Origin of the sequence: Frankia casuarinae, assembly GCF_000013345.1 — a bacterium.
GTDB classification, from domain to species: Bacteria; Actinomycetota; Actinomycetes; order Frankiales; family Frankiaceae; genus Frankia; species Frankia casuarinae.
The window spans coordinates 4,045,254-4,057,478 of the sequence record NC_007777.1; the positions used below are offsets into that span (position 1 = coordinate 4,045,254).

The window sequence follows — 12,225 nt, forward strand, 5'->3', positions numbered from 1 at the left end:
GTGGGCGGGCGGGTAGCGGGCGGGGTGGCCGCGGGTCAGCGCGCGAGGATGCTCAGGATCTCACTGGCCGAACGTCCCCGCGCCGCGAGGGGATAGACGGTGATGGCCAGCCGGATGAGGTTGTCACCCCGGCGGCTGACGCCCGCGGCCGGGACGGGCCAGACCCGGTCCGTCGGGCCGGTCGCCTCCCAGGCGGCCTTGATTGCGGCGAGTGGGCCGGTGACGTCGCCGCGCCGCCAGGCGTCGGCGGCCCGGGCGGCGACGTCGATGACACCGGGACCGGCCGTGGCGACCGCGACCGCCGCCTCGGGACCCGCGGTCAGGATCCACGGCACGAGTCCCGGTGTCGGCTCGATCCGCTGCAGCAGCGAGATCATCGCCTGCGACCGGGGCCCGGTGACAATGGTCGCCGCCGACGCCCCGTGCCGCGCGACCACGTCCACGGCGCCCGGATGTGCCTGTTCGACGTCGGCCAGGGCCCGGCGCACCGCGGGTTCCAGGTCGAGCGAGGCGAGTGTCGCCAGCACGGCCACGGGTATCCGGGCGAGCAGCCCCCCGAGCGGCGCGAGCACCGGCCGGTCGGCCTCGGGTACCCGGCCGAGACACGCGGCCGCGGCAGCGGCCTCGGTCACCGATATGCCGTGCTCCAGAGCCAGGCCGACCACGGCGACCGGGTCGTCCGTGGTGGCGGCGACGGCCAGATCCACCTCGGCCGCGCCCGCGGGCAGCAGGTCGGCGACCGCCAACAACCAGGCCCGGGCGGGCGGGTCCAACGCGCCCAGCGCCGACACCAGGCGCGGCGCCCCGTGCAGCGCGGCGGCCACCCGCACCAGGCGGGCACCGCAGGTCGCGGCGACGGTAGCCGGGTCGAGCGCGACCAGCGACGCGACCTCCGCCGCGAAGGACGCGGACGAACCGGCAACCCGACCGGACGAACCGGATGAACCGGATGAACCCGTGGTGGCCGGCCCCGCCGGACCGGTGGTGAGGGGTCCCGTGGGGTCCGACTCGCCCCGGGCCGCGCGCGCCGCTTCGACGAGCAGCCGGGGCAGCGGCATCGTGCCCCAGTGGGCGGCCAGATAGGGCGCGGAGACACCCTCCAGCGAGGGGGGCGCGGAGGGCGCCCCGCGGCGCAGGACGCCCTCCGCGATCGCGGTGTCGAGCACGTCGGCCACGTCCTGTCCGGACATCCGGGCGAGCCGGACCAGCCAGTCGCGCGCCGCCCCGATCAGGCTGGCCCTGTTCAGGGTCTCGGCGAGCGGATGGATGCCCCAACGCCGGGACAGGTACAGCCCGACGACGTCGTCGTCTAACAGGGCCACCGCCCACGCCGACATGCCCGGCCTGCCGAGCAGGTTCTCCTGGAAGGCGGTCTCAATCACCGTCGACGGGTCCGCCGCGACAAGCTCGGCGAACTGCGTGGTCCAGACGATGTCCTCGACGGCGAGGCATCGGACGATCTTCAGCAGGGTGTCGAGCGGCAGGACGCCCCACCGGGATCGCGCGAACGCGACGACGCGCGGATCGGCCCACCAGACGGGATCGGGCGGCGGGTCGGCCTGGTGCAGGCCCGCCGTGACGGCCTCGTCGACGAGGTCGCCCGGATTCGCGCCGAGCGCGGCGCCGAAGGAGCGCAGCCACTCCAGGTCGCCGTCCACCAGGACCCGGACCGTCGCCATGATGTCCCGCAGCGACCGTTCGTCCCAGCGTGCGGCGACGTAACCGGCGATCAGCGGCGGCAGCGCCGCGTCCGTCGGCGAGGCCTCGCCAAGGACGCCCTCCGCGACGGCCCGGTCGATCGCGCTGGAAACCGGGACCGCGGCGGCGTCGGCTACCGCGCGCAGCCAGCCGACACTCGACCGCGTCAGGTCCCGGGCCACGTCGAGCAACGCCACCAACGGCACCGCGGTCCACCGTTCGGTGAGGTAGGAGGCGACGTCCGCATGGGACCAGTCGGATGGTGACGGTGGCCGCGCCTGGCCGAGCAGGCGCTGGGCGAGTGCCGCGTCGACCACCTCCGACACGGACACCCCGACCGTGACGGCCACCGAGCGGATCCAGAGCAGGTCACCCGCGGCCAGCACCCGCCCGAGCTCGATCAGCTCGGCCAGGCTCGTCGTCTCCCACCGTTCGGCAAGGCACCTGGCGATGTCGGGGTCCCACCGCGACGGCGGCACCGGACCCGGTCCGGCCAGGAGGTTCTCCTCGATCGCCCGGTCCCGCACCTCGTCGGCAGCCAGCCCGCCGGCGGCCGCGAGGGCCGCGCACCAGTCCGGTATCCAGTCCGGGTCACGGGCGACGACCAGGGTGTCGGCGAATGCGGCCCGCGGGTCCGCGACCGGGGCCGACACGTCCTCGGCGGAGGCAGTCGCGCCCTCCTCCACGCCGCCCTCCACGCCGCCGTCCACACCGCCGTCCACACCGCCGTCCACACCGCCGTCGAGCACGAACCGGCGGACCTCGTCCTCGGTGAGTCCGGGCACCGCATCGGCGCCGGCCCGCGCGAGCAGCTCGATCCGGTGGACGATGCCGCTGCCGGGCCGCCCACTCACCGGGCTGGTTCCCCCCCGCAGCACCTCGGGCGTCACCCGGGCACGTTCCGTGAGTTCCCGGATCAGATCGACGGGCAGCAGCGGCGCGCACCGCACCACCGCCGGCGCCGCGCCGGCGACCGCGAGCGAGACGACCGCGTCGCGGTCAAGTCGGGGTGCCCGGGCCAGCACCTGCCCGGTCGCGGCCACCCGTTCGAGGGCCTCGGTCAGCTCGGTCAGGCCGACCGCGGTGATCTGCCAGACGTCACCCCAGCAACCGGTGAGGACACCGATCGCGGGCAGCGTCTCGGCGAGCAGCATCCGGCGGGTCTCCGGCCGGATCCGCTCCCGCCTGACCAGCCGCATCACGTCGATGACGATCCGGCGCTCGGCCGGCAGCGGCCGCAGGACCGCCGCGAGCTCGTCGAGCATCTTCGCGCTGTCCCGGGCCGCCAGGACGCTCTGCTGCTCGGCGAGCTCCGCGGTGACCGTGACAATCAGGTCCGGCCGCCCGGCGAACGCCCGACCGATCTCCTGCAGCATCGTCATGACTGCGCTACGCCCACCGCGTTGCGGGCTGCCGGTGTCGGCCGCGAGGGCACTCTCGTCCGGGTTCACCAGCAGGTGCGCGAAGGCCGCGGCGAACAGCCGCCGGGCCGCGCTCTGCCCCGCCGTCGCTCCGATGCGCCTGCGCAGCCCCTGCAACGAGACGTCATCGACCAGCGGCAGGTCCCGCCAGGCGCGCGGAGCGTGGGCTTGGCCGTCCTCGTCGAGCAGCGGCAGCGCGAACTCCACCGGCTGGCCGGCGCTCGCCAGAACCTTCGGTTCGGTCAGAGCCGCCGGGTCGACACCGAAGGCGATGATCCGGGCCGGATCGGGCACCGCGCCGTCCGGTGCCCGATGCGCGGACCGCAGGCGTCGCAGCGCAACCAGGGTCCGGGCGAGGTCGTCGGGCGGGCAGAGCAGCCAGCCGGAACCGCCGAGCAGGCCGGCCAGCGGGCTGGACAGGTCCGCGGCCTCGAAGGCGGCCACGCCGACCGCCGCCCGCCCGGACTGTAGGCTCGCCGCGAGGCGCACCGGCTCCGGGTTGACCCGGCGCTCGGCTGTCATGACCTCCGTCCCCGTCGGCGCGAACACTCCCCGCAGGCCCTTGGGATCGCCACGCGGGGTGAGCGTCTCGTCGAAACGGCGCACCGTCACCGGGCGCTGCTCACCGGCCTGCAGGACGGTGGTGAGATCGACGTCGAACCCGGTGCCGGAGCGCGGCACGAACACCCGGACGCCGTACCTGAGCTTCATCACGACGAACCGGGGGTCGACCCGGTCGACCGTGCCCAGGTACGTCCCGCCGACCAGGCCCCGCTCGAAGCGGGGGTTGCGGTCGCCGAACCCGCCACGGGCCGCGGTGTCGTGATGGTAGGCGATGATGACGTCGGAGGCGGCGAGATCTTCGGTGATCTTCGCGCGCCGCGCCGCGGCGGCCAGCGTCGTGAGCTCCTCCCGGAGCCGGCCGGGCTGCAGGTCGGCAACCCGGGCGTCGATCCCGCAGCCCCGCAGGTACCGGTCCACCGCCTGCTCGCGCGTCGCCCGCGACCCGCCCGTCACCGCGCCGTAGGCGGTCGGTCGGCGGCCGGTGGACAACCACCCGATCAGCCGGGCCAGCGATCGGGCCTGCGCCGCCCGCCACTCCTCCAGCGGGGCGTCCGGTGCCGGGACGTCGTCGCCGAGCAGTTCCACCGTGTCCTGGCTACGTTCGGACGCGGGCGGGATCACCCCCCGGGCCGGCGCGTACCCGTGGCGGCCATACCCGACCAGCCGCAGCGATCCCCGGCAGTGCACGAGATGATCCGGGCTGAGTTCGACGGGAACGACGCCGAGCTGGGTCGCGGCGTCGTCGAGCAGCGCGCCGAGCGGGGCGAGCATGTCCATGACGTCCGCGGGGGCAACGAACTCGCCGTTCGCGAGCTGCGCGGCCATGCTGTCGTCGCCGCGTTGCCGCTCGAGCGGGTCGGTGAGCGGGCCGGCCGCCCAGCTCGTGATGTAACCCGTGGGCGCCTCGTAGCCCGTGGGCACCCCGTCGGGGCCGTCGACGATGTCGAGCAGCAGGGGGGTCAGCGGGTTGCCGAGCGAGAGCAGCTCCATGCCGACCCGTAGCGTCGACGGGCCGCCCGCGCCGGCCGTACGCAGGGCGCCGAAGCCCAGCCCGGCGAGGCTGACCAGGCGTACCCGGCAGTCGGCCCCGGCGCCGCGGATCCGCCGGGGCATCTCCCGCCAGGTCCGGCCGCTGCGGCCCACGACCGCCGGACGCTGGTCCGCCACTTCCGCCACTTCCGCCACTTCCGCCGGCGGCGCGCCCGGCGCGGACCGCGCGCCTGCGGTCCGCGCCGGGCGGTGTCCCCGCTGCGCCTGCGCGGCACCGTCGGCGGGTCCGGCGGGGAGCGGCTCGGGGTCCGCGAAGTCGTCGAAGTCGTCCGCGCCGGCGGGTCCGGCGGGGAGCGGCTCGGGGTCCGCGAAGTCGTCGAAGTCGTCGAAGTCGTCCGCGCCGGCGGGGCCCGCGGTGCCGCCCGGGTACCCGCCACCACCCGAAGACGCCGCGCTCCCCGAATACCCGCCACCACCCGAAGACGCCGCGCCGGTCGATCCCGTCCGACCGCCCTGGAAGGCCCTGCCGTTCGAGCCCGCTCCGCGGTCCGGGGCCGCCCCCGGGTTCGACTTCGATTCGCCGTCGGGCTGGCTCCCCCACGCGCTCCGGTTCCACCAGCTCACGGTTGCGGCTCCTCATCCGACAGGACCTCGCGGGCGACCAGCGCGGTACGCACCGCGGCGATCTCCGCGCGTAGCACGGTGGCGGTGCCGAGCCGGAAACGCGGATCGGCGGGCAGGCAGTCGGTGATCAAGCGGATCAGCATGGGGTGCACGCGACGGGCCGCGAGCTCACCCCGCAGCTGCCGCAGCTTCTCGTCCCGCGCCTCGGCATCAGCCCGGGAACCGGCGGCGTCCGCGGCCGACCTGGCCTCGGTCGCCCCGCCGAGCCAGTCATCCGGGCGGTCACCGGTCAGCGCGAACAGCAGGGTGGCCGCCAGGCAGTGCAGGTCGTACTGCGGGCTGAGCGGCTCGGCTCCCGGCGGGGCGTAGCCCGGGGTCGCGGTGGTGGGCATGACCTTGGCCGACGGCTCGACGATCGCCGCCGTCGACAGGTCGACGAGCGAGTACCGGGGTGGGTCACCAGCGACGAGGATGTTCTCCGGCTTGACGTCGCCGTGGACCCAGTACCCCCTGATCCGTTCCTCGTGCTGGTAGAGCCGCTGCGGTCGGATCGTGTGCATCGCCTCCAGCGTGGCGCTGATCTGGTCGGCCAGCTCGACGACCTGGCGGGCGCTGAGCGGGCCGGACTCGGTGACCCGGGAGTCAAGCGTGGTGGGCACCATCTGCCCGATGTCACCGATGAACTGCATGACGATGAACGCCTCACGGTTGTACCGCTCGACCTCCCGCTCGTTGCCCCCGGTCACGAGCGCGTTATGGTCGTGCCGGGTCGGCGAGGGCCCGTAGACGACGTCCACCAGGGCCGGCACCCCGTGGGTGATCTCGCCGAGCGCCGCCTGCACGGCGACCGCGTCCTCGACGTCGATCGAGCGCTTCTCGTACTGGGTCCTGGCGTACTCGGGATTGATGTCGTGGTCGCGGCCGCCCCACCATGCGCCCTTGACGACGACCAGGGCGTTGCTCCACTCGTCCCGGGCGAGCTCGACGTAACCTTGGCCGCCCTCGGCGAGATGACGCACGCAGCGGTACCGGCCACGGCCCCAGGTGCGCGGCACCGACGCGAAGGACGCCCCGTAACGCAACCGTTCGACGATCTCCAAATCAGAGGCGACCGTACTCACCGGCCACCTCCGGGTACCCCACCGCCGCCAGGTCCGCCGTTCCCGAGCACCCCGCCGGCCGGCCAGGGTCCCGTCACATGCACTTCCAGACCCACGACGTCGCGGACCAGCCAGACCGGCTCCTCGCCGTCCCACCTCTCGGCGACGCCCGGCGTCAGCCGCCGGGCACCCACCCACGAGCCGTTCGTCGACAGGTCGGTGAGCGTCACCGTCCCGTCGCGCTCGTTGCCCACCATCAGATGGCGCCGCGAGACCCGGCCGGCGGCGTCGATCTGCAGCCGGTCGCAGACGTCGACGACGATCAGGTCGTCCGCCGTCCGCTGCACGGCGTTCGGTTGCCGTCCCAGCACAATGCGTTCACCGGGTCCCACGTTCGGGGTGTCGAACGACGAGCCGTCGCCGCGCCGGACGGTCAGCCGCCAGCCTGTTCCGCCCGGCCGCCCGGCCGCCCTGGTTGCCTCGGCCGCCCTGGTTGCCTCGGCCGCCCCAGCCGTCCCAGCCGCGTTGACCCGGCCGACCCGCACGAGCGACCCGGCCAGGTGGAGCGGGACGTCGAAACGCCACTCCCGGGGCAGGTCACGCACCAGCCGGTCGTCGCCCAGACTGGTGCCGTTGTGGGAGCGGTCGACCACCATCGCCGTGCCGGCAGCCGTGAGGGTGATCTCCACGTGCCGGGTGCTGATGTAGTCGTAACTGCTACCGAGCCCGGCCGTGACGTCGACGAGCTGCTCCGAGCCGAGGTTGTGGTCGGGATGGCGCCCAAGGACGACCGTGGTGCCCACCTCCAACGTCACGAGACGATGGGTGCCGCCACCCTCGATCCTCAGCACGACCGGACCCGCCACCACCCTGGCATCCCACCCGGCGCCGGACGGCACGGGCAGGCCGACGATGGTCGGCGCCCCCACGGTGCCCGAGGGCGGGATGTAGGCGGGAGCATCGAAGATCGTGGCGTCGTCCGCGAGCGCGTCCCCGAGCGCGTCCGCCAGGGTCCTGCGACTTCCCTCCCCGGGTTCGCCATGGCCCGCCTGCCGGTCCGGGGCATCCAGGTCCAGGGGCTCGGTCGCTCCCCGGGGGGCCGGCGCGTCCCGCGGCGCGGGGGGCATGGGCGACGCCGAGGGCACAGGCGACGCCGCGCCCGAGGCGTCCCCGACCGCCTGCCCAGTATCCGTCTCGATCTCCTGGACCGGGCGTCGACACAGCGGACAGACCAGCCGGGCGCCCTGGCCGCGCCCCGCCACGCGCATCGGTGGCGACACGAGCGGCCCCAGCCGGGCGTTCACGCAGTCGGGGGTCACGCAGCGATAGGCGTTGGCGCGGGCAGCGGCGACGACCTCCGGTCGCCCCCGCAGGCCCGACGCCTTCACCTCGTCCTGCCGCGCGGCCCGCTCCCAGGTGACGGTGTCGATCCGGTTCATCGCCCGGCGGACCAGTTTCACGTTCTCGCCCGCCGGGGCGGCGGGTAGCACCTTCCATCCGAAGAAGGTCGAGGCGTCGCCCTGGATCCACGCGTGGGCGTCGATGTTGCGTTTGCCGTAGAAGTTGTCCTTGCTGACGACCTTCCCCCCGACGGCCCTCGCCTCCTCCAGCAGGATGTCGTCGGCCTCGGCCGCCCAGGCCAGAGCGCCGTCACGGTAGTACCGCTGCAGCGGAGCGAGGTCGTCAAGCAGGCCGCGCAGGCTGTTGTCGGCCACATAGCGAAAGGTCGCGTCGGCGCCGAAGGCACGGCGGGCGGCGGCCTCCACGGCGAACAGCCGCGCGGTCACGCCGCACCGGCGCGGGCAGCGTGCGCCGTGCGCGCAGCCGAGACCGATCTGCGCGAAGCTGCCCGGCGAACCGTCCCGGGTGATGTTACTGACGTCGAACAGCACCGTCGTCGAGGACATGGGACTCCTACCGATTGTCAGCTGTTGCCGAGGACGTCGTCGAGACGCCGACGGGACGCCGCCCCGCCGTGTTGCCGGCCGGACACGGGGTCCGCCTCGACGAGATCACGGGTCCGGGTCCTGGTGCGGGTCGCCCGGACCCGGGCTCCCGACACCGCGTCGGCCGGCGCGACACCCTGGCCGAGGGCCCGTAGCGTCGCGTTGTAGTGGTCGGCCAGATCGTCGAATCCGCGGTCCGCCGCCCACAGCGCCGCGTTCCGGAACAGCTCGGTGACGCTCTCCCGGGAATGGGCGAAGCTGGCCCGCTTCGCAATCTCCTCGTCGAACTCCGCGATGCTCTCCTCGTGTTCGAGGGAGGATTCCGCGTCCGGGAAGACATCCGCCTCGACGGTGGCCCGGAAGCGCTGCGCGGCGTGCGGGTCGGCCCGGCTGTCCACAGCCAGCCGCCGTCCACCGGCGACCACCCCGCCGCGGGCCTGAAGAATCGTGTGCGCGCCGAGCGGTGTGTCCGGAGCGCGCAACCGGAGCAGGAAGACCGGACGGTCCTCGCCGGTGCTCACGGCGGGTAGCGGCAGCCGCAGCTCGGTGCCGCGCGAGGTCGGTGGCGGCACCTTCATGAGGTGACGCTGCGGTTTGATCCGCCGCAGCGCCTCCACCGTCCAGCCGGGTCGGATCAGGACCCGCAGCTCACCGCGCCCCGCGGCCGCGCCGACCACCGGTTCGATCAGCGACGAGACGATCGCGTCGATCCGGTCGACGTCCTCGGCCGCCGCCCAGACGTGCTGCGTCTGGCCGCACACCCCGACCATCTCGGCGAGCACCTCGTCCCGGGCGTCGACGCCGATGCCCAGCGCGTCCGTCCCGATGCCCTGGTCGCCGAGCCCGGCGACGATGTGGGCGAGCTGCTCGGGCTGCCAGCGGCCGATGTTGGCCTCACCGTCGGTGATGAGCAGGACCCGGTAGACGTCCGCGTCCGGCGCCTGCGCGAGCAGCTCCCGCCCGGCGACGGCGAGCGCGTCGCCGATGTTGGTGTAGGAGTCCGCGTCGCTGTTCGTGGGGCCGTCAACGGCCGGCAGGCGGTCGGGCCGACGTCCGGCGCTGATCACTCGCGCCTCGCGGGCGAAGCGCACCAGCACGAGCGGGCAGCCGTCGGGCAGCAGGCCGTGCACGCGTTCCAGAACCCGCTGCGCGAGCTCCCACTTGCTGACCGCGTCCGGCGCCGCCGGATGCAGCATCGACAGGGATGCGTCGACCGCGACGGCGACCGCCACCTCCCGCCGGCCCCGCGGCGGATCGGCCACGCTGATCGTCAGCCGGAGCACCCCACCCGGCTTCGTGACACCCCGGTCCATCCGGCCCTCGACGCCGAGCCGGTCCCTGTCGTTCATCAGTTTCCTTTCTCCCCGTGAATGCGCGGCTCCCCGTGAATGCGCGGCTCCCCGTGAATGCGCGGCTCCCCGTGAATGCGCGTGCCGGTGCCGCGGGACTCGCCGACGCCGGTGAGCATCGCCCGCTGGCGCGGTCTGGTCCGGGTGGCGACCACCTTCTCCCGGGCGGAGCGGATCGCGATCACCGCGACGGTGGCGTTGTCGTGCCCACCGAGGTCCTCCGCCCGACGGCAGAGCAACGAGGCCAGTTCGGCGGGGGTGCGGGCGACCGAGGCGAGGTCCTCCAGCACGTCGCAGAACCTCCAGTCGGCCACGCCCGGAATGTCCTCGGCGGTGTCGACGCCCGCCTCGCACGCCCCGTCGGTGGCGAGGATCAGCAGGTCGCCGTCGGCGAGCTGCACCCTTCTGGTCGCCACCGCGGTCGCGCCGCGCTGCGCCGTCCGGACGCTCTCGGTCACGATGCCGCGCTCCTCGGGTGTGGGAGCCTGGCCGGCGACGATCGCCTCGGCGACCACGCTGTGCTCGCTGGACAGCCGGGTGGCCACGAAGCCGTCGCCGCAGCGGCGCAGCAGGTAGGCACGGCAGTCCCCGACGGTCGCGATGTCGGCGCGACCGCGGGAGATCGAGGCGAGCACCGCCACCGCGGCGGCCCGGCGGCTCAGCGGCGCGGGCGGCGGCGGCAGCGCGACGTCCAGCAGCAGCCGCTCCGGTTCGGTCTCGCCGTCCTTCCACCGCCGACGGAATGCCGCGAGCAGCGCCCGCGCCGCCCACCGTCCCGAACCGTCACCGGGACCGGTAATGCCGTCGAGCACCGCGCAGGCGGTGGTCGTGCCGTCCGACGGGTCCTCGACCTTCGCCCAGCCGACCGCGTCCTCGTTGTCGCCTTCCGGGTTGCCGCCCGCCTTGCGCCAGCCCGTCACGCTCTCGCACGCGACGACGGTCGTCAGCCGCTCGTTGCGCGCGGGGAAGACGAAGGGTGCGATCCTCGACGCCAGCGCACCGGCTCCGGTCGCCCGGCGACCATGCTCGGGATGTAGGCAGGCCCGCAGCGCGGCGTCGGCGCCGGGCGGCCACTCGCCGGCGGCAAGCCCGGCCATCGCCAGCATCGAGGCGTCCCGGTTGCTCCACTCGCCGGTCAGCGCCTTGAACAGCACCACGGCGAACAGGCGAAGGTCACGGGCGGGACCACGCTCCCCCGCCGGAGTGACGAACCAGGGGTCGACGGGGTCGTGCCTGCCCGCGTCCAGCAGATCGCAGACGGCCAGAGTGAGGCTCTGCCCGGTCCACCTGAAGCTCCACGGCGCGAGAAGCCCCACGCCCTGCTGATGGAACGGTTCGAGGCTGCGGCCGATCTCGACGAAGGCGCGCAGCAGTGCGGCCGCGGAGATCGCGGGAGCATCGGCGGAATGGCTGTCGAGCAGATCAACCAGCGGCAGTCCCGGAAGTTCCGGCCAGCTCAGCTCGACCCGCACCGGCATGATCAGTCCGGCGCTCGCCGTGGGCAGGGCGACGCGGGGTGGGGCATGGCGTAAGGAGACCGCGCCGGCCCCCGCGTCCGCGGCGGCGTCGAACTCGTCGAAGTCGACCTCGTCGAGACCGGCAGGGTCGTCAAGACCGGCAGGGTCGGGAACGGCGTCTTCAGGACGTGTGTCGTCGAGACCGGCAGGGTCGTCAAGACCGGCAGGGTCGTCGAGACCGACGTCCTCGGGAACCGCGTCGTCAGGAACGGCGTCGTCAGGAACGGCGTCGTCAGGACGTGCGTCGTCGAACGGGAACGGCTGATCCGAGTCACCGGGCTCCACCGACTCGGCGGTCACGTCGAACGGACCCGGGTCCTCCGCCTCGTCCAGCGCGTCCAGCGCGTCTGGCGCGTCTGGCACGTCTGGCACGTCTGGCACGTCCAACTCTTCGGCTTCGCCGAGCAGCTCGGCACCCTCAAGTGCATCCGGACCCGACGACCCGGCCAGACCACCGGATCCGCCCGGGTCGTCGGGTCCGGTGGGGTCTTCCAGCTCGTCGCTGTCGTCCTGCCCGGCCGCCGGCGCGTCCGGGCCTCCGAGCTCGTTCGCCTCCTGCGCTCCGGGTGAACCGGTCACCGCCCCGAAAGGATCGATCCCGGCGACGCCACCATCGCTGGCGCGCGGGCCGTCCAGGACACCGCCCGGGACATCGGAGGAGTCCCCGCCCACGACCCCTGTGATCACCGCCGGAACCGGGTCGCCTGGCGAAACCACAGGTCCGTCCGGGCCGGTCAACGGTGCTTCCCGATCACATCTGCCGGGGCGTGGGATGCGGACATCCCGACGCTACCGTCCGAATCATCCAGATGATCAGCGTCCATGGTCGTGGCAACGGCGACGTGCACGACGGTCCCCCCTTCCTCCCGCAAGATCGCGAAAGATCTGCAGTATGCCTGTCCGCGCGATATGACGGTATCGCTCGGCCTCGTCAGGTAAAGGACAGCCATAACCGACATCTATCGGTCTGGTCGTCATCGGCGGCATCTGCGACGGTCGGTGGCAACGGCCCACTA

The 12,225-nt window shown here is 73.8% G+C and carries 5 protein-coding genes; all 5 read right to left on the reverse strand.

All coding sequences use genetic code 11. The features are described from left to right. Positions 1-35 precede the first annotated feature (35 nt). The 5 genes from FRANCCI3_RS17190 to FRANCCI3_RS17210 are packed head-to-tail and all read right to left on the reverse strand — an operon-like array spanning position 36 to position 11,896. On the reverse strand, positions 36-5,297 hold the full coding sequence (locus FRANCCI3_RS17190; protein WP_011437788.1) for a hypothetical protein: 5,262 nt from the start codon (positions 5,295-5,297) through the stop codon (positions 36-38). Continuing rightward, positions 5,294-6,418 (reverse strand): protein kinase domain-containing protein, encoded by a 1,125-nt coding sequence (locus FRANCCI3_RS17195; RefSeq protein WP_011437789.1) that lies wholly within the window; start codon positions 6,416-6,418, stop codon positions 5,294-5,296. The genes FRANCCI3_RS17190 and FRANCCI3_RS17195 overlap by 4 nt, the downstream gene beginning before the upstream one ends. Next, entirely contained in the window at positions 6,415-8,304 is a 1,890-nt protein-coding gene (locus FRANCCI3_RS17200) for an FHA domain-containing protein (RefSeq protein ID WP_011437790.1), read from the reverse strand. Before FRANCCI3_RS17200 ends, FRANCCI3_RS17195 begins: the two co-directional genes overlap by 4 nt. A 17-nt stretch (positions 8,305-8,321) precedes the next feature. Next, positions 8,322-9,692 carry a vWA domain-containing protein gene (locus tag FRANCCI3_RS17205; RefSeq protein WP_011437791.1) on the reverse strand — a complete coding sequence of 457 codons (1,371 nt, stop codon included), beginning with the start codon at positions 9,690-9,692 and terminating at the stop codon, positions 8,322-8,324. Next, the gene (locus tag FRANCCI3_RS17210; RefSeq protein ID WP_131728931.1) at positions 9,692-11,896 is read right to left on the reverse strand and encodes a PP2C family protein-serine/threonine phosphatase; all 2,205 of its coding nucleotides are present in this window, start codon (positions 11,894-11,896) and stop codon (positions 9,692-9,694) included. Before FRANCCI3_RS17210 ends, FRANCCI3_RS17205 begins: the two co-directional genes overlap by 1 nt. Positions 11,897-12,225: the final 329 nt, after the last annotated feature.